This is a genomic window from Corynebacterium cystitidis, assembly GCF_900187295.1.
GTDB classification, from domain to species: domain Bacteria; phylum Actinomycetota; class Actinomycetes; order Mycobacteriales; family Mycobacteriaceae; genus Corynebacterium; species Corynebacterium cystitidis.
The window spans coordinates 218414-240862 of the sequence record NZ_LT906473.1 but is presented as its reverse complement, the minus strand read 5'-3'; the positions used below and the strand labels follow the sequence as shown (position 1 = coordinate 240862).

Here is a 22449-nt window from a genome sequence, read left to right as displayed (position 1 = left end):
CCTGGTACTTTAAGGCTGGTACCGCTAGGTTGGATCCTACTAGCCCGGATTTTTCATTGGGGGTTAGGGTGTGGTGTTGGTGGTGTGGGGTTGGCTAGGTCCCCAACAACCTTGGGTGGTTTTGGGGTCTGTCCGTGTGGTGTGTTGCGGTTAGGGTCTTCGTGTCGTGCGTGTTGGTGGTGTGTGCCCGGTGTGGTGAGGTTTAGCGTGATGGGGGTTGGGCGTGGTTTCTGATGATTGCAAGGATACGTTTGAGTAGGTTGGTGTAGCGGTTGTAGGTATCAAATCTGATGGTTATTGTCCTAGCGTGTGTGCTGATACTGGCTGCGGTACTCAGGACTCTGGCCCGGAGTGTTTTCGGTTGCCATGACCAGATGTTATGCCAGTGTGGGTCGGTGGGGTTGGTGCTGGTGGTGGCGTGGTGGAAACTGAGCAGTTTGATCCAGGACAAAAGACTATGGGCTAGGCCTACTACGTGTGCCCATATGGTGTTGATCGCAAAGGATGCTGATGGCATGGAGGTCAGTGAGAGTTCTTTAGCTTCACTGATGCGTTGTTCGCATCTGGCGCGTTGGTAGTACAATCGGTCACGTTCTGCTGGTGTTAAGTCCAGGTTGGTGCCACAGATTTGAAGGCGTCGGCCTTTATGATCCAAGGTCGTGGGACGAGCCCCGGACTGTGGGTAGGATACCCGCATGATCACACGCATATCTGGTGGGTAATCGTCTGTGGCCAGGCGAGTGTTATACCCACCAAGCTTCAGCAGCGGGGTGATATCGGCAATGTATTCATCGGGAAGATGATCGTTATTAAGCAGCAAGCACAACGCATCAATGATCCCGGCTGGTGCGCTGGCCTGACCATCGCTATCAGCACTGTCCTGCGTGGTGTTTGTGGTGCTGTCCTGCGTGGTGTTTGTGGTGCTGGTAGTGGTGGGATCCGACCCCTTGGTGGTGTGGTTGGTGGTGTCGAAGAGTGTGGTGATGGCATCAACGGTGATTTCAGAGACTGGTCGTAGTGGTTAGACACCGGATTGCGTGAGATCGTGGGTCAGGGCAACAATGGCGTGTGTGGTGGGTAAACCCACGATAAACCCCAGTTTTTGGTCGTGAAGATGCTGTAAGAATTGTTTCGTTCCTCCTGCTCCATCCACCCGGATAGCCAGACGTTTGCCCCACGGGGTGCCATCGCCATGACTATGTCCTACCGCGTCAAGGATGGAGCTGAGCATGGTGATGTGATCTGTTGCGGTGTTTGCGCCAGCGTTTCCGGCCCGGCACATAATGCGCAGGATTTCCCCGCCGAGTTGATCCCCGTAATCAACTGCTGCTACCAGGGGATGGTATCCATAGTTACGATGGTGTCAGATGGTTTGTGTGTGGGATACCGATCCTGCATGAGGAGATGAACCACAATGACGACTATGACGCGACGTGATCCAGAGGATAAAGCTCGGATTGATGCTATTGAGGAGAAACTGCTTGCCAATCCTGAGGTAGCTAAAATCATCAAGGAGCTTGCAACCTCTACTACGGATGCCAATGAACTGGTCAGGGGCATGCTGCAAGCCTCGCTATCGGCAGCATTGCAGGCGGAAATGGATGTCCACCTCGGCTATCAGTCTGGTGACAGGGCAGCCAAAAACGCTGCTCGGGCTGATAACCACCGCAATGGCAGCTATCCAAAGACCGTGGATTCTAACTATGGGCCTGTCACCATTGATGTGCCCCGTGATCGGCAGGGGACGTTTGTTCCGACGATGGTGCCTAAAGGAGTACGTCGCCTGACCGATGTCGATGACATGATCGTTAGTTTGTATGCCGGTGGGATGACCATCCGTGATATCCAACACCACCTAGCCACAGCCTTGAAGATCGATGTGTCGCATGAGACGATCTCTGCGGTTACTGATGCAGTGCTCGACGAAGTACTGCAGTGGCAAAGCCGCCAGCTAGATGAGTTCTACCCCGTGGTGTTCCTCGATGCACTGCGTATCAAAGTCCGTGATGGTGGGCGAGTGGTCAACAAGTCTGCTTATCTGGCTATCGGGGTGGATATGGACGGTATTAAGCACATCCTGGGTATTTGGATTGCCAAAGAAGAAGGAGCCTCGTTCTGGGCACAGGTCTGTTCCCACCTGGCTAACCGGGGTGTTAAAGACGTTTTCATCGTGTGCTGTGATGGGTTGAAAGGCCTGCCAGAAGCAGTCGAAGCGACCTGGCCGAACTCGATGGTTCAAACCTGTATCGTCCACCTGATCAGGGCAGCCAACCGGTGGGTTGCGTACGGGGACCGTAAAGCAGTATCAGCGGCTTTAAAGCAGATCTACACCGCTGCTGATGAGGACCAGGCAGCGCAAGCGTTAGAACACTTTGCTGCAACTGAGCTGGGGCAGAAATATCCGCAATCAGTGAAAGTGTGGCGCGATGCGTGGGATCGGTTTATACCGTTTCTACAGTTCCCGCCAGCAGCGAGGAAGGTGATCTACACGACGAATTCGATTGAATCGTTTAACAATCAACTACGTAAAGCCACCCGTAATAGGGTGCAGTTCACTAACGATGAATCCGCAGTCAAGACGCTGTGGTTGATGATCTGCAATATCGAAGATCGCCGTGCCGCCAAACGAGCCAAAGAAGGCAAAAAGGTTGCTGCCACAGCCGGACGCCTCATAGAAGGTGCACGCGTGGCAGGGTGGAAACAAGCCATCAACCAAATGTCCGTAGCCTACCCCGACCGCTTCCAAAACTACCTATAAAATCAACCCCACACACAAACAACTTGACACCCTCATAGTTACCGCGGTTCGCTCTGGCCTGCTCTTTATCGGAATGCACCGCAATTAACGTGGCATCAATATCAACAACCATGGGGTTATCGATACTGGCCACACACGCGGGATTACAGTCTTCTAGCTGTGCCCACACTCGGTGACGAGCCCGAGCAATCGCTGTGTTTAACCGCGTGCTGGCGGCCTCATCATCCCCGACAGCTTTGAGTTTGCGATACATCGTGGCAACAGACAGACCACGAGTGTTGTCTGCCCTGGTGGTCGGGGCAACCAATTGACACTCTTTGATGTCATCGCCACCTAAACACAAGGCGTGAGCCATCGTGACCAAGGAGATACCAACAAAAGTGGTGACGCCACGGAGGTTGATCAACAAATTCAGCGTCAATACACTCATCAATCCTGGTCAAAGCACACATCTCACTTACTAACAACCCCCCGGCAGACGAAATAACGTTGTTGCTATCCGACCCAATGCGATAAGTGGTTTTCACCATAAGGGTGAACCTTTCTGCTTGATGATTTTAGTGTCGTAACTTCAAATCATACCCGGTCAGAAAGCTCACCCGCCTACATTTTCGGCTCTAACACCCTAACCCCCCCATGAAAAATCCGGGCTAGATTGCAACCTACCGAGGCAGATTTTCTTCCAGGGCCTGTATTACAAGCGGGTCATCCGGGGCGGTCATCGGGCGTACACGGGCAACAACATCACCATTGGGTGCGATAATGAATTTCTCAAAGTTCCACTGCACATCGCCCGCTTCACCATCCTCGTCGGCTACCTTTACCAGCTCCTGGTAAATCGGGTGAGCGCCTCCACCGTTGACCTCCAGCTTGGCCAGCAGCGGAAAGTTTACGTTGTACTCGTCTTGGTACTTAGTGGCTATTTCAGCATCACTTAAAGGTTCCTGGCCTTTGAACTGGTTCGAAGGTGTCCCAATTACGGTTAGCCCGCGACTACCGTAGGTGTCCTGCAGGTTGGCTAGTTGCTCAAACTGGGTTTTCAAGCCACACTCGGAGGCGGTATTAACCAGCAAAATTAGGTTATCGCCTGCAATCTCGTTCAAGGTGGTGTCGGTTCCGTCATTCAGGGTTACTTGGGTGTCACGAATTGTCATGGCACCACCCTACCGAAATCAACGATTGAGCAGCTGGTAGTCAGACGGAGTCGCACCAGCATCAGCGGCAGCAACGGCAGCAGCAATAAAATCCCACGTCACTTTCTTCTCCGCCAAGGTACGCCCTGAAATGGAAAGCCGCACGGAGTTACCACGGTTAGCACCACGCTCAGCAGCCTTGATCACACTGCGCCGCCACCACTTCGCAGCACCATAGCCCTCACCCACCGACAGGGTGCGCGCCTTGAGCACCCGCCCAGATTCCAGGTGGACCAGCCCACTAGTTGAGGCAGCAATGCTAAACCCAAACTCCGGGAGTACCTCCAGCGTGCCAGCCGACAGTCGCCACCGTGGTGGCGCAAAAATATCGGTTTCAAACCCGTTGAGGATCAGCGTTCGCCCAGCATTCCGCTGTTCGGCGAGAAACACACGGGTGGACTTATCTTTAGCCAGATGCCAGTTGCCGTCGATATGCGGGGGCGACCAATAAAGAAACCGGGACCCCTTCGTCGTCAAGGCGCTTTATTAACGTCTCCACGTCCTTTCACGTTTCATCAAAGATCGATCGATTATCCCACAGCGCGCAGGTTTGTGCGCACTCAACTAGATCCGCTTATCGACGATTACCTTCGCCTAACTCTCCGCCGCACCAGAAGTCCGCAACGTCCACGCGTATTCGAAAGCGGTCTGGCGCCAACGCGCATAACGCCCGGAAACACCACCGTGGCCGGCACTCATCTCGCACTTGAGCAAAAATTCTCCGCCAGTCGCGGTGGCGCGCAGCTGGGCAATCCATTTCGCGGGCTCAACATAGAGCACGCGTGTATCGTTCAGGCTGGTCACCGCCAAAATATTCGGGTAGTTCTTCGCCTCAATATTCTCATACGGTGCATACGAAGCCATATAGTCGTAGACGTCTGGATCATGGTAGGGGTCGCCCCACTCCTCCCATTCTGTCACCGTCAGGGGCAGCTCCGGCATCAAAATAGAAGTCAGTGGATCGACGAACGGGACGATGGCTTGGATTCCGGCGAATTTCTCCGGTGCCATATTTGCCACAGCTCCCATCAGCATGCCACCGGCGGATCCTCCCTCGGCGACCAACTGCCTAGGTGTGGTCAGGCCCTCGTCGATAAGCATGTCAGCCACCGCAATGAAGTCGGTGAACGTGTTTTTCTTGTGTAGTAGTTTGCCCTGGTTATACCACTCACGCCCCATTTCGCCGCCACCGCGGACGTGGGCGACGGCAAAAATCATGCCACGGTCCATCAAACTCAACCGTGCAATAGAAAACCCAGGATCAATCGAGGATTCGTACGACCCATAACCATACAACAAGGTCGGCTGCGGCTTGCTGCGGTCCAGGTCGGCGCGATGCACCACACTCACGGGGATCTCGGTGCCGTCGTCGGCACGCACCCACAGACGATACGCAGTATAGTCCGCTGGGTTGAAACCGCCCACAACCTCTTGCTGCTTCAACAGGGTGCGCTCGCCCGTGTCCACACGGTAATCAAAAAGCTGCGCAGGCTGGGTAAAAGAGACGTACGACAACCGCACCACCGGCGCATCCCACTCCGGGTTACCACCTACACCAACGGTGTACAGCTCCTCGTCAAACTCAAGTTCACGGAACGCACCAAAGTCCTCACCTTGCAAATTCATAAACGCCACTCGTCCGATACCACCACGGCGGTACGCCAGCACCATGAAATCGCGGTAGGTGTCCACACCCTCGATGCGGCGCTCGTCGTCATGTTCCACCAGCTCATCCAGCTCGCGCAGGCCGAGCCCCGTCGCTGGCGCGACGGCGCACTGGCCCACCGAGAAATTCGGGCCCAGCGCGTTGTGGGTAACCACCCAATGCTCCACGCCGTCCACATCAGCCAGATCCACGGAGTACTCCACGCCCTGCTCACGTGGCCACAACACCTGGAACTCGCCTTCCGGGTCATCCATCGGCAGCACGCGGATCTCGGTGGTGACCTTCGAACCGGACTCGATCAGCAGGTAGCGCTCGGAGCGCTCCCCGCCCACACCCACGTTGAACCGTTCATCGTCTTCACGGTAAACCAGCACATCCGCGTCCATAGAGGTGCCAATCTTGTGGCGCCACACAGAATCTGGCCGCCATGCCTCGTCCACACGCTGGTAGAAGATATAGTCCTCGCCCGCCCAGGTGGCCCCGTAAAAGATACCATCGAGGCGGTCGTCAAGCAGCTCCCCAGTTTCCAAGTCTTTCACATAGAGAGTGAAACGCTCATCACCCGCCGTGTCCACGGAATAGGCAAGGAAACGGCCGCTCGTCGTCACGCTCGAAGCGCCTACCGCGAAAAACTCGTGGCCTTCGGCCAACTCGTTGAAGTCCAGCAACACCTGCTCACCCGGTAGTGCCGAGCCGTCTTCGGGAAGGACGGGAGGAACCCACGGATCCGCCTCTTCAGACACCGCCACACGGCACGATATCCCGTAGTCTTTACCTTCGATGGTGCGTCCGTAATACCACCAGTTGCCGGCGCGCTGCGGAATCGACATGTCCGTCTGCTTGGTGCGCGCCTTAATCTCCTCGTAGACCTGCTCGGTTAATTCGTCGAGGTCAGCGGTACGCGCCTTGGTGTAGGCGTTCTCCGCTTCTAAGTACTCGATGGTCTCGGGTGCGGTCTTATTGCGGAGCCATTCATAATTGTCCACAAAGTCGCGCCCGTGGAAAGAGCGCGTCACTGGATGGGTCGGCGCGACGGGCGCAACCGGGGCGACTGGCGTCGCCGACGAGTGTGCAAGGGTGGTCTGTGCGGAATCGGTCATAACCACCCATGCTAGCAACCTGCCTACTTGGCGCAGTCACCCAACCAGTTGTGAAACTTTTCGCCACTGAGACGCTCGTAGGCTTCGATATATCGCTCGCGCGTGGCTTCCACCACAGAGCCCGGCAGAGCAGGCGGGGCCACCTCACCCCCGGGCTCCCACCCAGACTTCGGGCTGGTCAGCCAGTTGCGCACGTACTGCTTATCAAAGCTGGGCTGCACCTCACCCTCTTTGTACGAGTCCGCCGGCCAGTAGCGCGAGGAGTCTGGGGTGAGCACCTCGTCGGCAAGCACGAGGGTGCCGTCTTTATCCAGGCCAAATTCAAACTTGGTATCCGCCAAGATGATCCCCTTTGACTCCGCTAAGCGCGCGGCCTGCGAGTAAATCTTTAAGGTTGCGTCACGCATTTCGGTGGCGCGAGCTTCGCCGAGCTTATCGACGACCACCTCAAAGGTGACGTTTTCATCGTGGTCGCCCTGCTCAGCTTTGGTGGCTGGGGTGAAAATCGGCTCGGGTAGTTTCGATGCTTCCACTAAACCATCAGGCAGTGCGATACCACACACGGTGCCGCTCTCTTTGTATTCCTTCAGCCCGGAGCCGGTGAGGTAGCCGCGCGCCACACACTCAAACGGCAGCATATTCAGGCGCTTGACGACGAGCGCCCGGCCGAGCACTTCTTCCGGAATCCGCTCGTCATCAATTGGTCCGGCAAGGTGGTTCGGGAAATCAATCTGGTTGAAGAAAAACACGCTGGTCGCGGTGAGCACCCGCCCTTTATCAGGGATTGCCGGCTCCAGTGAGAAGTCGAATGCCGAAATTCGGTCGGTGGCAACCATCAAAAGGGTGTCAGCATCAATCTCGTAGATTTCGCGGACTTTACCTGCAGAAAGATGGGTGTACTCAGACAATTCTGGTCGCATGAATTCACAGTGTAGACCTCTGCGGGCCACTGCGGTAGTTAAACCGGTGGTCAAACTTTTAGCTGATTTCACTCACTGGTTGGGGGGTTATCTGCACCGCAGGCTTTTTAAGAATATGCTTAATACCATGTTTATTTCACAGAAGCTACGTAGCACCGTGGCCGCAGCCATCATCCTCCCAGCTCTGGCCATCACCGCATGCTCCTCTGAAGATTCTGACACCGAGGCTGGCAGCACCGGTGCAAGCGCGCCGGAGTCGTCGGCAAGCGAAAGCACAGACGCAACCGACAGCGCGACTGGTGGTGCGCCAGCCAACTTTACGGCAACCGAGCCCGACACCATCGTCCCATTTGGCGAGGCCGCCTACATCACTACCAGCGACCGCTCTGGTACCTCGCTGTACTGGAAGGTCACCGCAACCGGCACCGCAGACATCGACTCAGCCGAGGCCGTAGCCGCATACGCAGAAGCCGGACAGACAGAGCCCGCCCTCGACCAGACGCAGTGTGTGACCTACGAGGTAGAATTCCTTGGTGCTGAAGGCAGCCCAGACTCTGCCACCTCCCACCAACTGCATTTCTCCCCGGCACCATTCCCCACAGAAACCGTGGCCAACTCCAATGGCTTTGTCGATCAAACCGGCCTCTGCGCCCCCGACGAAGCGACCGCACTGCCCGAAACCATGGGCGATATCAAGCCCGAAACCGTCTACACCGGTGGCGTGTTCAACTACGCCAACGAGCGTGGCACCGGCTGGGCAACTGGCCTTGAGGTACGCGCAGGTTCCGACGAATACACTTTCCAGCCGCAAGACGTCATCGACGAGTACGAGGCGCTCCAGCAAGAAGAAGGCGCTGATGGTGCCGCCGAATCTCAAGACCATGATGGCGAAAACCACCAGCACTAGCACCAAACAAACACAAGCCACCACAATTAGCCATGTTTCCTATGCCGCGGTCAAACTGGTCGGGAACATGTGTTAGGTGCCCACATTTGTTGAGTGCACACAGAACGCTTCGATCATCACTTTTCCTGAAAGGACAATCAACCATGACACTGCGCAAGACTTTGCTGGCCACCCTGGTAACCCCGACCCTGCTGCTAGCAGCCTGCTCCGGCTCAGACGCTGATACCACAGCGACTGATACCGAAGTCAGCGAGGACACTGCCACCGTGGAGGATACAACCACGGAGAAAACCACCGAAGAGACCACGGAGGAAACCACCACGGAAGAAGCCGAAATCCCCGGCCCGCCAGCAGATTTCCAGGCCACCCCTGAAGGGACCGTGCTTGCCTTCGGTGAACCGGCCTATTTTGCTATCGACGATGCACACGGGCCTGCCTACTGGAAGATCACCGCAACTGGTATTGAAGACCGCACCGTTGATGAATTAATGCAAGCTACCGGCGGAGAATTCGAGGTAGCCAATGACCCAAACTTCGAGGTCACACAGGTGAAATGCATCACCTATGACATAGAATTCCTTGGTGCCGACTTTGACGATATGGGCAAGTACGCCAGCATCTCGGCCTTCCGTGAGCAACCGATCCTTGCTGACGGCACTCGTGCTAATACCTGGCAGCTATTTGCCTCCGATGATTTCTGCACCCCTAAAGACGGCGAGGCAACCCCACGACGGATATCCGAAATGGAGCCAGGCAAAATCTACTCCGCCGGCACCATGACCTTCGGCGATGATTCCGGCTTAGGGATCGGCACTGGTTTGCGTATGAGCCCCGCCTCACTAGACGGCTCCGGTCATGGCATCGAGGTGCAGTGGCACTAGCTTCCCGCTAGAGGGCACCTCACTAGCCGTTCACTAGCGGATCACTAGAGGATCTCGCCCGGGGTGTAGGCAGCAGCCTCCGGGTGCTGGTTAACCAGGTCGTGGATGTTGTGCAACACGTGGTCGATCTGTGTTTCGGTCGCGCCGATGAAGGCTTCGCGGTCTTCCAGCGCCTTTTCCAGCTCGGCCTGGTTCAGGCCGAGACGACCATCGTTGGCCAGCCGCTCGGTGAGGTTTTGCTCTGCACCCTTTTGGCGCATATCCAGGGCCATGGACACAGCATTTTCCTTGATTACCTCGTGGGCGGTCTCGCGGCCCACACCCTTGCGCACCGCGGCCATGAGGATACGGGTGGTGGCTAAGAAAGGCAGGTAGCGGTCCAGCTCGCGGGTGATCATGGCGGGGAATGCGCCGAACTCGCTCAGCACGGTCAGGAAGGTTTCCATCATGCCGTCAAAGGCGAAGAACGCATCCGGAAGAGCGACGCGACGCACCACCGAGTCCGACACGTCACCCTCGTTCCACTGCGAGCCAGCCAGATCGGCCACCATGGTGAGGTAGCCGCGCAGAATCACCTGGAAACCGTTGACGCGCTCACACGAGCGCGCATTCATCTTGTGGGGCATTGCCGACGAGCCGACCTGGCCTTCCTTAAAGCCCTCCGTCACCGTTTCATTGCCAGCCATCAAGCGGATCGTGGTGGCCAGCGATGATGGGCCAGAGCCCAGCTGCACCAGCGCGGAAATCGCGTCGAAGTCAAGGGAACGCGGATACACCTGGCCCACCGAATCAAAGATATGGGAAAATCCTAGGTAGTCTGCAATCGTGGTCTCAAGTGAAGTCAGCCGACCTTTGTCCCCCTCAAACAGGTCCAACATGTCCTGGGCCGTCCCCATCGGCCCCTTGATACCACGCATCGGGTAGCGCGACAGCAGGTCTTCCACGCGGCGTACCGCAACCAGGGTTTCTTCCGCCGCCGAGGCAAAACGCTTCCCCAACGTGGTGGCCTGCGCGGCCACGTTATGAGAGCGGCCCGCCATCACCAGTGTTTTGTACTCGGCGGCACGGTTACCCATTGCCTTTAGCACGGCCACGGCTTTGTCGCGGACCAATTCTAGTGACTTGTACGCCTGCAGCTGTTCCACGTTCTCGGTCAGATCCCGGCTGGTCATGCCCTTGTGAATGTGCTCGTGGCCGGCCAGCGCGTTGAACTCCTCAATACGCGCCTTCACATCGTGGCGGGTAACGCGCTCTCGAGAAGCGATGGAATCAAGATCAACACGGTCGATGACCGCCTCGTAGGCCTGGATCGCGGACTCGGGAATATCAAGGCCCAAATCTTTTTGGGCACGCATGACAGCGATCCACAGCTGGCGTTCCAGGATGATTTTGTACTCGGCGCTCCACAGCTTCGCCATGGTAGGCGATGCGTAACGGTTCGACAGAACATTACCATTAAAAGGTTTCTCGGCCACAGTATTTTCCTTCGTCAGAGAGGGGAGAACAGGATGGGGACAACAGTTAGTTGAGGTAGTCGTCGAGACGCGCGCAGGCTTCCCGCGCCAACTCAGGGGTAGAACACAGGCTCAATCGTACCCACGTGTTTCCACTGGTCGGATCGAAATCAATTCCGGGGGCAAAAGCAACACCGATCTTGTCGACGAGTTCATGGCACCACGCCTCCGAATCGGCGGTGTACTTCGACACATCCACCCACAGGTACAGCCCGCCGTCAGGGTCTGCGAACGTGTCTAGGCCGATCTTCGGCAGTTCCTCAAGCAGGACTTCGCGCACTTTGCGGTAATCCTCCACATAACCGTCGAGGGTGGCCCGCGCCGCATCCGTAAACGCCCCCTTCGCCGCCACCTGTGACACAGCAGGCGCACACAGGGCCAGGGAGGCCTGCAGGTTTTCCACCGGTTCCAGCAGCGCATCCGGCAAAATCAGCCAGCCTACACGCCAGCCGGTCATGGAGTAATACTTCGAGAGCGTGCCGACGACCACAGCATTCTTACTGAACTGTCGCGCCGTGGCCTCCGGCCGGCCAAAACTCATGCCGTGGTAGTCTTCGTCGCTGATCAGCCACGCACCGTTTGCATCGCACCAGGTGGCGATGCGCTCCAGCTCCTCTGGGTCAATGATGGTGCCGGTGGGGTTGCCCGGGCTGGTCACCATCACGGCGTTCACCCTTTTTTCTTCGGCGCGCAAGCGCTGCTGCAAACCCTCAAGGATCTCCGCGGTGGGCTGGAACCGAGTCGAGGCGTCCGTCTCCATATTCACAATGTTTGCGCCCAACGATTCCAAAATGTTGCGGTACGCCGGGTACCCCGGGTTCGGCAGCGCCACCGTATCGCCCGCATCCAGGCAGGCCAGAAACGCGTTAACAAAACCACCCGACGACCCGGTAGTGATGATCACATGACGAGCATTCGTTTCCACGCCATAAGTCGTCGAGTGCCACTGAGCAATGATCTCGCGCAGCTGCGCATCACCAACCACCTCGGTATACCCCAGGGCGTCGTCGTTAAGCGCCTGCGCTACCGCATCACGCGCAGGCTGTGGCGCGCCAGTCGACGGCTGGCCAGCGCACAGCATAATTGTGTCTTTGCCCTCGCGCGCACGACGCTGAACTAAATCCAGCATCTGCATCACACGAAACGGTTGAACTTGACCGCGCTGTGAAATATTCATGCCCTCTAGCTTAAACGGTGATCTCACCATTCAAGGCACGCTGTCCGATATCGCGGCGATAAAAGGACCCCTCCAGGCCGATTTGCTCGATCTGCTCATACGCAGCAGCACGCGCAGCAGCCAGGTCAGCGCCCACACCCACCACGTTCAGCACACGCCCACCCGAAGAGATGAGGCGGCCTGCGCTGTCACGCGCGGTACCCGCATGCAAAATAATGCTGTCTGGCGCTTCTTCCCGCTGCGCGTCAAGCGCAGCCCCCGTTATCTCCCCGCCGAGAACGGGACTGGCCGGGTAGTCCTGTGCGGCCAACACCACCGTAATCGCCGCACCGTCGCGCCACTGCAGCGGCGCAAGCTGATCGAGTGTGCCATTCGCGGTAGCCAGCAGTGCCTCGGCCAGGTCAGACTCCAACAAGGCGAGTACGGCCTGCGTTTCCGGGTCGCCGAAACGCGCATTGAACTCCACCACGGCCGGGCCATCGGCACCCCACGCCAAACCTGCGTACAGCAGGCCCGAATATGGAATTCCACGAGCTACCATCTCACGGGCGACAGGTGCGACCACCTCGTCGACAATGCGCTGCACACCATCTTCCGGCAGCCACGGCAACGGACAATACGCGCCCATACCCCCGGTGTTCGGGCCCTCATCATTGTCGTAAGCGCGCTTATGATCCTGCGCCGGGACCAGCGGCACCACAGTCTCCCCATCAACCAGGCAAAATAGGCTCACCTCGGGCCCGTCCAGGAAACTCTCCACCAACACCGGGTTACCAGCAGCAACAACCGCCCGGGCATGCTCGGCTGCAGCGTCACGGTCGCGCGTGACGACGACCCCCTTGCCACCTGCCAAACCATCATCCTTCACCACAAAAATCGGGCCAAAATTATCCAGCACCGCGTCAATCTCACCCGCGTCGAGAATGCGCTGCGCATATGCCGTCTTCACACCCGCAGCAGCCATCACATCCTTCGCAAACGCCTTAGAACCCTCCAACTGGGCGGCTGCCTGGGTAGGGCCGAACGTCGAAAAGCCTGCCTCACGCAACGCATCGCCCACCCCGGCCACCAGTGGAATCTCCGGGCCAACCACCACAAGGTCAGCCTGTACCCGCCGAGCAACCTTGACCACCTCAAGTGGGTTTTGGATATCGCAGTCAACGTTCGTCGCGATCTCGTCGGTGCCCGCGTTACCCGGGGCGACAAAAAGTTCATGAGAGTCCATAGCCTTCGCGAGAGCATGCTCGCGGCCACCGGAACCAATAATTAGGATGCGCATGGCGCTCATAATAACCCGATCACCGGTAGACTTTGAAACACTATGAGTAGCGTATTTACAAAAATCATCAACGGCGAGCTGCCCGGGCGCTTCATCTACCGCGACGAGCGGGTAGCGGCCTTCCTGACCATCGAACCTGTCGCCTACGGCCACACCCTCATCGTCCCTGTTGAAGAAGTAGACAAATGGACTGACCTCGACCAAGAAGTCTGGCGCGACATGAACGACATCGCCCAGCAGATCGGCGACGGCATGATCGATTGCTTCGGTTCACAGCGCGCCGGTTACCTCATCGCAGGTTTCGAAGTTCCCCACGCCCACATCCACGTCTTCCCCGCCAACGACATGAGCGGATACAGCTTGTCGACGACCATGGCCGCCGACGAAACCGACGACGCGAAGATGGATGACGCAGCAGCGAAGCTACGTGCCTACCTCGGTACCCAAGCAGACGGTCGCATGCCCTAGCTCGGTTTTCGCCGCTCACCTTGCAGCCCGGGAAAAACAGGTCTGATCTTCGGCCTTCTACTCGGCCTGTTCTCTACCTTCAAGCCGACGTCAGCCGCATCAGATTCGGCCGAGTCGGCCGAGTCGGCCTGGTCGACCGGGTCGGCCGGTTCTGCGCGCGGAATCGCCACCGTGAATGTGGACCCCACGCCTTCTTCCGATTCCACGGTGATGGTGCCACCGTGCTGCTCCACCAGCGACTTCGTAATCGCCAGGCCCAGACCAGAACCACCACCACTATCGGCGCGGGTCCGCGACGAATCAGCCCGGTAAAAACGCTCAAAGATGTGAGCGGCCACATCCACACTCATTCCCACACCATTATCGCTGACGTCGAGATAAAAATTAGTCCTATCTTCACGCAGCACAAGCTTCACTGAAGCGTCCCTACCACCATGCTTCAGCCCGTTAGCCACAAGATTAAGCAAGATCTGATGCATGCGATCTGGGTCACCCATCACAACCGGGACACTATTGGCGTTGTTATCCACCGTCACCGTACGCTCTGGGAAAGCGGCACGCGCCGACCCCATCACTGCCAACGACAGCTCAAACAAGTCAATCTGCTTCTTATTTAGTCGGCTACCCTCCGCACGGGTTAAAGCCAATAAGTCTTCAACCAACAACTTCATCCGCTTGGACTCATCATCGATCTTGCCCAACACAAAATCCACATCATCGGTAGCTCCCTGGCGGTACAGTTCGGTGTACCCACGCAAACTCGTCAGCGGGGTGCGCAGCTCATGCGACGCATCCCCGACGAACCGGCGCATTTGCGACTCCTTCAGTTGCGCATCTTCAACCGAATCCTGCAGCTGGCCCAGCATCGTATTCAACGAGTAAGACAACTGACCCACCTCAGTATTGCGTGGCCATTCCGGAACCCGCAGGTCCAGTTCACCATCAGCAATCTCAAGAGCGGTGCTCTCCACCTCCCGCAGGGGCCGCAACGCACGGCGCACCAAATAGTAGGCGGCAACACCCATCAACGCCAACGTGAGTAACGAAATCACAAACTGAATCGCCATCAAATTTCGCAACAAATTCTGTTCCTGATCCAGTGATTTCGCCACCACAATGATGCTGCCGTTATCTCCTATCGTGGCCATCGCCCGCCAATCGCGCTCCTCTAGGGACCCCTCCACCGACGGAAGCGTAATCGGTTGATGCAGCTGCTCAATCTTCGAAATATCCGGCGGACTGCCCTTCCCATTGATCACACGCTGTGGGCCACCAACCGGCAACCGCACCTGCGCATAATCCGACGGCAAACGCTGCGTCGACATACCAGGAGGAAGGTCGAGAGACTTCGCCCACCCATCAATGCCCATGTACAAATCGTCGTCAATGCGCTGATACAACACCCCACGCAAAACCATGTAGACAGCCGTAGAACTACCAATCAGGCCCAGCCCTGAAATAATCACCATCAGCATGACAAGCCAGTTACGCAGCGGAAATGCAGGAGCTTTCGGATCGCGAGGACGCTTTCTGCGCTTCTTCCCGTTCTGCTTCTCGCCCTGCTGCTCACCCAGTACCGCAGTATCGACGACCATACAACAACGGCCTTACTGGCGTGGAGTACGCAAAACGTAGCCGACACCACGCACAGTATGAATCAGTGGCACGTCTCCAGTATCAACCTTGCGGCGCAGGTAAGAAATGTAGGACTCCACAACATTACCGTCGCCACCGAAATCATAATGCCACACGTTGTCCAGAATTTTCGCCTTCGACAGCACCACCTCAGCGTTAAGCATGAGATAGCGCAGCAAGTTGAACTCAGTAGGCGACAAGTCAATGATCTCGCCGGCCTTAGTCACCTCGTGAGTGTCGTCGTTAAGCGTCAAATCAGCGTAACGGATCGTGGCATCTTCCTTCTCACCGTCGGACACATTGCCGCGACGCAGAATCACACGCAAACGCGTGATCACCTCTTCCAAGCTGAACGGCTTAGTCACATAGTCATCAGCGCCGATAGTCAAGCCATGGATGCGGTCCTCCACACCGTCTTTCGCGGTGAGAAAAAGCACCGGCCCATCAAGACCTTCAGAGCGCAGCTTAGTCAGCAGCTCAAACCCATCCATGCCAGGCATCATGACATCCAAAATGTAGGCATCCGGCCGGTACTCGCGGGCAATCCGCAGCGCTTCCTGCCCAGACGCCGCCGACTCCACCTCGAAGCCCTGGAATTTCAGGGACACCGTGAGCAACTCGACGATATTCGGCTCGTCATCAACAACGAGCACCTTAATGCCCTGCGGGTTGTGAGTTTCAGTCATGTTTTCATGCCACCTTCTAATTCGAATCAGCCCCAGTCAACCCTGTGAACCTGAACGTTGACTGCATACTTACTGTATGTCGCGTCCGAGCTGAAATTCGCTACACACCTTGATCCTTGCGACGAATTGGTTACCGCGGCACCCGTGACCAGGGAGCTACCGCCCAATCCGCGCAGCACCCCCTCCCACCCCCGTAAAACGTTACCGACTAGATAGAGCCCACCAAGCGGAAAAATTACTCCTCGCCGAGAAATTCCCAGAGGCGGCACCTACAGTCAGGGGTATGAGTCAGCCTGCCAGCTCTCCAACTCCCAGCGACACCAACTCCGCGTCCGCCAACTCCGCGTCCGGCGCGCAACCAAGCGCGTCGCCTGCAATCCCAGGCCAGCGCACAGACCGACTCTCTGTCGCAGCGTGGGCATCGTGGGATGCCGGAAGTGCCGCTTTCCACGCGGTCTTAGTCACCTTCATTTTCTCGGTGGACCTGGTAGACGATGTGGGCACCACCGTTGATAGCGCCCTGAAACCATCGCAGTGGTACTCACTATCCATGGCTGCTGCCGGTATTGTGATCGCACTAGTCACGCCGGTAATGGGGCAGCGTGCCGACCAAAAAGGCACCCGCAAACAAGCCGTCATTGTGTGGACGCTATGGACAATCGCGGCGATGGCCGGGCTCTACTTTGTGAAAAACACGGCGCCGGAATACTTCTGGCTCGGGCTAGTCCTGATCGCATGTAGCTCAGTGACCATCCAATTTGCAGAAGTGTCGTATTTCGCCATGCTCAATCAGGTCTCCACGGAGCACACTGTGGGCCGAGTATCAGGCATCGGGTGGGCGGCCGGCTATGTGGGCGGCATCGCAGTGTTGTTGCTGTCCTATATTCTCTTCCAATCCGGAAGCGGCGACACTCGCGGCATCCTAAGAATTACTACCGACGAAGGACTCAACACTCGCACCGTCGCCATCTTCGCCGCTGCCTGGTTCTTAGTGTGCGCGCTGCCCCTCTTCATCCGCGTGCCTGAAGTCCCCACCCAAAACGACACATTTAACGACTCGTTTTTAGCTTCTTATCGGCGTCTTTTCCGCGACCTGAAAACACTCTGGCGCACGAACAAAAATGGTGTCTTCTTCCTGGCCGCGTCCGCCATTTTCCGCGACGGGCTGTCGGGAGTATTCGCTTTCGGCGCCATCCTTGCTGTCACAGTCTACGGCCTGTCCACCTCCGAGGTCTTGCTATTCGGGGTGGCTGCCAACGTAGTCGCCGCGCTCGGAGCCACAGTAGGTGGCTTCCTCGACGACAAGGTGGGCCCCAAAGCCGTCATCCTCACCTCGCTGGTGATCATGATCCTGGCCGGGTTTACACTGCTCTTCGCTTCCGGGGCCCTCGCGTTTTGGGTGCTCGGCCTAATCCTGTGTTTGTTCGTCGGCCCGGCACAGTCGTCGTCACGCTCGTTTGTCGCACGGGTTACCCCACCGGGACACGAAGGCCAAATGTTCGGCCTGTACACCACCGCAGGCCGTGCCGTCAGCTGGCTCACCCCACTGCTCTTTGCCACCTTCGTAGGCATTTCGGGCAGCGATGACCGCGCCGGCATCATTGGGATTGTCATGGTGTTGCTGATCGGCGTGATCTTGATCATCCGAGTCCGCGACCCGCACCGCAATCCGGGCCCAAAAAGTAAGCCAGGCCAAAGGAAATAAACCCTCTGGCCTGGCCTTTCAGAGCTGGAGACGAGACTTGAACTCGCAACCTACGCATTACAAGTGCGTTGCGCTACCGATTGCGCCACTCCAGCACTCGAAGAAATACTACACGTCGCGTGCGATAAGTTCATCAAGCGGGGTAGCCGAAATCAAATACGGGGGTACCTCCAACACCGAATACGCACCATAAGCCTCGTTTTGCGCAATGCGCGCCGCGGCCCGTGCATACGCAATCGCCACCGCACCCGTGAAATCAGGGTTACGGTCAAGCTTCAACGTGTACTCAATGAGGTGCTGCTGACCACCCGTATCACCAGTGGTGATCACATGCCCACCATGAGGCATCCCGGTGTGCTCAGCATCAAAGGTCGCATCATCGACGAAATGCACCTCCACCTCATATCCCACGAAATAGTCCGGCATGGTGCGAATGTCATCCTCGATGCGCTGCTTCAGCTCGTCGTCGTTAAGCTCCTCCGGCACTATGTAACACACGCGCTTATGCGCACTCTTGCCATCCAAGCCCTCCGTCTCCCCGGCGCGGGCACGCTCCAGCGCATCCTCTGCTGGGATAGTGTACTGCACACCCTTCTTCACTCCCGCGACGCGACGCACCGCATCCGAATGGCCCTGCGACAGGCCCGGACCCCAAAACGTGTTCTGCTTCGCGTTCGACAACAACGCCTCCGCCATCGTGCGGTTCAATGAAAACATGCCCGGATCCCAGCCGGTAGACACGATAGCAACAGTGTTGTGGGCCTCAGCAACCTCATGCATCGCCTGGCGGTGGCGTGGCACATCGCGATGGTTGTCATAAGTGTCCACGGTGTTGACATACTTCGCGAACTCTGGGGCCTGCTCCGGAATATCAGTCGCCGAACCCAAACACAAGATGGCCACGTCGATCTCGTCTTGATAGTCGGCGAAGTCCGCGACCGGCAGCACACGCGCCTGTGTGTCAAGTGCTTCACGACGAGAAAACACCGCCGCAACCTCCATATCGGGCTGCAAGGCGATGAGCTTTTCCACACTCTTGCCCAGATTTCCGTAACCAACAATGCCAACGCGCAAGGTCATAATCCGTGTGCTCCTTTTGTCTGAGTCTTCTTCTAGTCGTGAACAATTTTTACTGCGACTGTAAGCGTACCCCTAGGGCGGTGCTCGTCGTAAAGCCCACAATGCGATGGGCGGAAACTGGTGCGCTAGGGTGCTGTGTGTGCCCAATGCTTTCACAAAACTGTGGGACAAGATTCGTGGCGACCAAGTAGCCACCATCGACCAGGCGATCACCTCACCACCGCCGTCCCCACTTGCACCGGTTGACCTGACCGACCCTGCCCAGGTGACTGCCGTGATGAATATCGCGACACGGATCGGGGACTTGTTGTTGTCGTCGGGAACGTCTAATGCGGATACGCGTGCCCAGATGCACACAGTGGCATCGTCGTACGGCTTGCACTACTTGCATATCGACATCACGTTTAGCTCGATCAGGTTGCACACGACGATCGGTACCACGGAGAAAACCCCGCTGAGTGTGATGCGTGTGGTTGACGGCATGGACCCCAATTTTTCGAAACTGGCCAAGGTAGACAAACTAATCCGCTCCATCCGCGCCGGCGGTACCCGCCCGGAAATGGCGGAGAAAATCTTGGACGAGATCTACCTCTCCCCACCACCGTATGGGCCGGTGATGACTCTGGCGGGTTGGATCGTGTTCGGCGGCGCGGTGGCCATCCTGTTTGGCGGCGGCTTTGGGATGGCAACGCTCGGCGGAATCACCGGTGGAGTCATCATGGTCATCAACACGTGGCTGGGCAAGCACTCGCTGCCATATTTCTTCCAGTGCGTTGCCGGCGGCCTGCTTGCAACAATCCCGGCCGCCATCGCGTATGAAATCACGGCTTATGCAGGAATAGCGTTTCGCCCGAGCCTGGTCATCGCGTCCGGCATCGTGGTTCTTCTCGCAGGCCTGTCATTGGTGCAGTCGCTGCAAGACGGGATGACTGGGGCGCCGGTGACAGCCAGCGCCCGGTTTTTTCAAACCATGTTGAACACCGGGGGCATTGTGGCCGGTGTGGCTGCGGGCATTCAGTTCAGTGAGATTTTTGGGCGCGGTCTCCCACCCATGGAATCGATGGGGGCCACCGCAACCTTTGGCTCGGCTGGCGCGATCATTGTTGCCGGTACTGTCACGGCTGCTGCGTTTGCTGTGGCGTCCTACGGCGATTGGTCGGCGATCTGGGTGTCTGGGTTGGCCTCCTCGTTCGGGTCTGTCGCCTACTATCTCGTTTTGCTGCCCGCCGAAACCAGTCCGGTGTTGGCCGCGGCGATCTGTGCCGTGATGGTGGGCCTGGCCGGTGGTTTGCTGGCCCGCCGATTCGGGGTGCCACCACTGATCACCCAGATTGCCGGTGTGACTCCGTTTCTGCCCGGGTTGACCACCTACCGGGCGATGTACGGCATTCTCAACGACCAGCTGCTGATCGGCCTGGCTAACCTGGGCACCGCGATCGGCACGGCGCTTGCGTTGGCGGCAGGGGTGACGTTGGGTGAGTGGTTTGCTCGGCGGATCCGACGCCCGCAAGTGCTCCACCCCTACCGCGCGTTTCGCGCTGCAGGCCGCATCACGTTCCAGCAGATACGCCGCGCTGAGCGAATCGCCCGCTCGCAGAAGATTGTGCGTCCGGCGGTGCGGGTGCCTCGTCGTCACGCGCAGGCGAACACCGCACCGCAACCTCCCGCACACCCTTCCATAAATCCTGACCAACACGAGTCTGGCTCAACTAAGTAGCGTAGAATAGGTCCATCTAGCTTTTCTTTCGTTACCCAGGAGGATGTTCGTGCCGCCAAAGATCACCGATTCCCGCCCGTCTCCCGAGGAGATCCACGAGCTTGAGCAGGAAACTGCGCTCGGGGCTCGGCGCATCGTGGCGACCTACGCCGAGGATCTTCTCGACGGTGTCATGTTGATGAGCATGCTCGGCGTGGAGCCGCAAGGTCTGGTGTATAAGAAGTTCGAGGAAGAACTCGCACCGGAAGAAACCGCCGCGTCCGCTGGCGCGAAGAAGACCACCAAGAAGGCAACCAAAAAGAAAGCCACGAAGAAGACCACCAAGAAGGCGACCAAGAAGAAAGCCACGAAGAAGACCACCAAGAAGGCGACCAAGAAGAAGGCCACGAAAAAGGCTGCGAAGAAGTCCTCGGGTGCTGCCGATTAATTCGGGCTGACCTGTAAGTTGAACATGTACGGCGACAACGCCTTCGTGGTGGTGGCCAACAGGCTTCCTGTGGATCTGGTCGGCGGGCGTTGGGTGCCGTCGCCGGGCGGGCTCGTTGCTGCGCTTGAGCCTGTCTTGCAGTCCCACCAGGGGTGTTGGGTGGGTTGGCCGGGTATTCCTGACGCAGTGATGGAGCCATTCGAACACGCTGGTGTCCGGCTGCACCCGGTGCACTTAACGACGAGCGACTACGCCGAATTCTACGAAGGTTTCTCCAACGCAACCCTGTGGCCCCTATTTCACGACCTGATTGTTCACCCGGTATTTGAACAGTCGTGGTGGCAGCGCTACCAGCAGGTCAATGAGAAATTCGCGGCTGAGGTGGCGGCCGTGGCTGCACGCGGTGCAACGGTGTGGGTGCAGGATTACCAGCTCATGTTAGTGCCCGGCTTGCTCCACCAGTTACGGCCCGATGTGACCATCGGGTTTTTTATGCACATTCCGTTTCCGGCGCCGGATTTGTTCCGCCAGTTGCCGTGGCGTGACGAGCTGCTGGCGGGGCTCCGCGGTGCTAATTTGGTTGGTTTCCAACGCGACCGGGATGAGCAGAATTTTCAGGCGTTGGGGGATGCGTCGATAAGCACTGGCACTTTCCCGATCTCGATCGACCCGTCCGGCTTCGGCCCGGTAGACGCGTCGCGCGTGACGACGATCCGCCAGTCGCTGGGCGAACCGGACACCATGATTCTGGGCGTGGACCGCCTGGACTACACCAAGGGGATCTTGAAGCGGCTGGTTGCTGTGGAGGAACTCTTGGAGCAGGAGCTGATCGATGATGTGAGCTTTGTGCAGATTGCCACCCCATCGCGAGAACGCATCGACCATTACCGGCAAACACGTGCGGCCGTGGAGCAGGCGGTCGGCCGGATCAACGGGCGATTTGGGGACATTGGCCGGCCGGTGGTGCATTACTACCACCGCCAGGTGTCAAAGTCTCAGCTGCGCGACTATTATGCCGCAGCCGATGTGATGCTGGTGACCCCGTTCAAAGACGGTATGAACCTGGTAGCCAAGGAATATGTGGCCTGCCACCCACATGGTGATGGGGCGCTGGTGTTGTCCGAGTTTGCAGGTGCTGCCAGTGAACTATCGGCGGCGTATCTGTGTAACCCGTTCGATGGGGAGTCGATTAAGCGTGCCATTGTCGAGGCGATTGCCGGCCGTGGTTCACAGGCGGCACAAAGCGCAATGCTGGCGATGAACCGGCAGGTCAACGAGAATACGGTGGCGGTGTGGGCCGATGCGTTCCTGCGCCGGTTAAGCAAGGAGGGCTAGA

General features: G+C 57.7%; 20 protein-coding genes, 1 tRNA gene and 1 pseudogene. 9 read left to right on the top strand and 13 right to left on the bottom strand.

All coding sequences use genetic code 11. The features are described from left to right. Window positions 1-202: 202 nt before the first annotated feature. A complete protein-coding gene (locus tag CKV99_RS15035) occupies window positions 203-697 on the bottom strand; it encodes a transposase (RefSeq protein ID WP_353959371.1) in 495 nt (164 codons plus the stop codon). Between CKV99_RS15035 and CKV99_RS14630 the strand changes: the two genes are divergently transcribed. Further along, window positions 647-1018 (top strand): hypothetical protein, encoded by a 372-nt coding sequence (locus CKV99_RS14630; RefSeq protein WP_231910124.1) that lies wholly within the window; start codon window positions 647-649, stop codon window positions 1016-1018. The genes CKV99_RS15035 and CKV99_RS14630 overlap by 51 nt on opposite strands. A gap of 3 nt (window positions 1019-1021) precedes the next feature. Here CKV99_RS14630 and CKV99_RS01120 read toward each other — a convergent pair whose 3' ends face one another. Continuing rightward, on the bottom strand, window positions 1022-1336 hold the full coding sequence (locus CKV99_RS01120; protein ID WP_157728501.1) for a hypothetical protein: 315 nt from the start codon (window positions 1334-1336) through the stop codon (window positions 1022-1024). A gap of 87 nt (window positions 1337-1423) precedes the next feature. On the opposite strand from CKV99_RS01120, the gene CKV99_RS01115 reads away from it, so the two are divergent. After that, the gene (locus CKV99_RS01115; protein ID WP_197697175.1) at window positions 1424-2758 is read left to right on the top strand and encodes an IS256 family transposase; all 1335 of its coding nucleotides are present in this window, start codon (window positions 1424-1426) and stop codon (window positions 2756-2758) included. A 662-nt stretch (window positions 2759-3420) separates the two neighbouring features. Here CKV99_RS01115 and CKV99_RS01105 read toward each other — a convergent pair. From CKV99_RS01105 to CKV99_RS01090, 4 genes and pseudogenes are all read right to left on the bottom strand, one after another. Continuing rightward, window positions 3421-3912 (bottom strand): glutathione peroxidase, encoded by a 492-nt coding sequence (locus CKV99_RS01105; protein ID WP_092260832.1) that lies wholly within the window; start codon window positions 3910-3912, stop codon window positions 3421-3423. Window positions 3913-3930: 18 nt separating this feature from the next. Continuing rightward, window positions 3931-4450 (bottom strand): annotated as a pseudogene (locus CKV99_RS01100) (DUF2334 domain-containing protein). Window positions 4451-4545: 95 nt separating this feature from the next. Next, on the bottom strand, window positions 4546-6717 hold the full coding sequence (locus CKV99_RS01095; protein ID WP_092260830.1) for a S9 family peptidase: 2172 nt from the start codon (window positions 6715-6717) through the stop codon (window positions 4546-4548). A 23-nt stretch (window positions 6718-6740) separates the two neighbouring features. Continuing rightward, complete coding sequence (locus CKV99_RS01090; protein WP_092260829.1) at window positions 6741-7637, bottom strand: phosphoribosylaminoimidazolesuccinocarboxamide synthase; 897 nt, start codon at window positions 7635-7637, stop codon at window positions 6741-6743. Between the two features lie 127 nt (window positions 7638-7764). Between CKV99_RS01090 and CKV99_RS01085 the strand changes: the two genes are divergently transcribed. Together CKV99_RS01085 and CKV99_RS01080 are read left to right on the top strand one after the other, a co-directional pair. Further along, entirely contained in the window at window positions 7765-8544 is a 780-nt protein-coding gene (locus CKV99_RS01085) for a hypothetical protein (protein ID WP_092260827.1), read from the top strand. A 143-nt stretch (window positions 8545-8687) separates the two neighbouring features. Further along, the gene (locus CKV99_RS01080; RefSeq protein ID WP_092260825.1) at window positions 8688-9425 is read left to right on the top strand and encodes a hypothetical protein; all 738 of its coding nucleotides are present in this window, start codon (window positions 8688-8690) and stop codon (window positions 9423-9425) included. Between the two features lie 44 nt (window positions 9426-9469). Here the strand turns inward: CKV99_RS01080 and purB are convergent, their stop codons facing one another. Genes purB through purD form a run of 3 tightly spaced genes read right to left on the bottom strand, consistent with a single transcriptional unit; the run spans window position 9470 to window position 13395 of the window. Further along, the gene (purB, locus tag CKV99_RS01075; protein ID WP_092260823.1) at window positions 9470-10900 is read right to left on the bottom strand and encodes an adenylosuccinate lyase; all 1431 of its coding nucleotides are present in this window, start codon (window positions 10898-10900) and stop codon (window positions 9470-9472) included. A gap of 46 nt (window positions 10901-10946) precedes the next feature. After that, window positions 10947-12074, bottom strand: coding sequence for a pyridoxal phosphate-dependent aminotransferase (locus CKV99_RS01070; RefSeq protein WP_092260840.1), 1128 nt, complete (start codon window positions 12072-12074; stop codon window positions 10947-10949). Window positions 12075-12126: 52 nt separating this feature from the next. After that, a complete protein-coding gene (gene purD / locus CKV99_RS01065; protein WP_092260838.1) occupies window positions 12127-13395 on the bottom strand; it encodes a phosphoribosylamine--glycine ligase in 1269 nt (422 codons plus the stop codon). A 42-nt stretch (window positions 13396-13437) separates the two neighbouring features. Here purD and CKV99_RS01060 point away from each other — a divergent pair, with 42 nt between their 5' ends. Then, window positions 13438-13863 carry an HIT family protein gene (locus CKV99_RS01060; RefSeq protein ID WP_092260821.1) on the top strand — a complete coding sequence of 142 codons (426 nt, stop codon included), beginning with the start codon at window positions 13438-13440 and terminating at the stop codon, window positions 13861-13863. Here the strand turns inward: CKV99_RS01060 and CKV99_RS01055 are convergent. Both CKV99_RS01055 and CKV99_RS01050 read right to left on the bottom strand, forming a co-directional pair. Then, window positions 13860-15458: a sensor histidine kinase gene (locus CKV99_RS01055; RefSeq protein WP_092260819.1), complete on the bottom strand. Its 1599-nt coding sequence runs from the start codon at window positions 15456-15458 to the stop codon at window positions 13860-13862. The genes CKV99_RS01060 and CKV99_RS01055 overlap by 4 nt on opposite strands. 12 nt (window positions 15459-15470) lie before the next feature. Beyond that, a complete protein-coding gene (locus CKV99_RS01050; protein WP_092260817.1) occupies window positions 15471-16184 on the bottom strand; it encodes a response regulator transcription factor in 714 nt (237 codons plus the stop codon). A gap of 283 nt (window positions 16185-16467) precedes the next feature. On the opposite strand from CKV99_RS01050, the gene CKV99_RS01045 reads away from it, so the two are divergent. Next, a complete protein-coding gene (locus CKV99_RS01045; protein WP_092260815.1) occupies window positions 16468-17889 on the top strand; it encodes an MFS transporter in 1422 nt (473 codons plus the stop codon). Window positions 17890-17911: 22 nt separating this feature from the next. Here the strand turns inward: CKV99_RS01045 and CKV99_RS01040 are convergent. Then, a tRNA-Thr gene (locus CKV99_RS01040) sits at window positions 17912-17984 on the bottom strand. A gap of 13 nt (window positions 17985-17997) precedes the next feature. Continuing rightward, window positions 17998-18972 (bottom strand): diaminopimelate dehydrogenase, encoded by a 975-nt coding sequence (locus tag CKV99_RS01035; RefSeq protein WP_169872667.1) that lies wholly within the window; start codon window positions 18970-18972, stop codon window positions 17998-18000. Between the two features lie 136 nt (window positions 18973-19108). On the opposite strand from CKV99_RS01035, the gene thrE reads away from it, so the two are divergent. The 3 genes from thrE to CKV99_RS01020 are packed head-to-tail and all read left to right on the top strand — an operon-like array spanning window position 19109 to window position 22448. Beyond that, entirely contained in the window at window positions 19109-20686 is a 1578-nt protein-coding gene (thrE, locus tag CKV99_RS01030; protein WP_408607547.1) for a threonine/serine exporter ThrE, read from the top strand. Between the two features lie 43 nt (window positions 20687-20729). Further along, window positions 20730-21113 carry a hypothetical protein gene (locus tag CKV99_RS01025; protein WP_092260809.1) on the top strand — a complete coding sequence of 128 codons (384 nt, stop codon included), beginning with the start codon at window positions 20730-20732 and terminating at the stop codon, window positions 21111-21113. 24 nt (window positions 21114-21137) lie between these two features. Beyond that, on the top strand, window positions 21138-22448 hold the full coding sequence (locus tag CKV99_RS01020; RefSeq protein WP_092260807.1) for an alpha,alpha-trehalose-phosphate synthase (UDP-forming): 1311 nt from the start codon (window positions 21138-21140) through the stop codon (window positions 22446-22448). The last annotated feature ends 1 nt before the right edge of the window (window position 22449 follow it).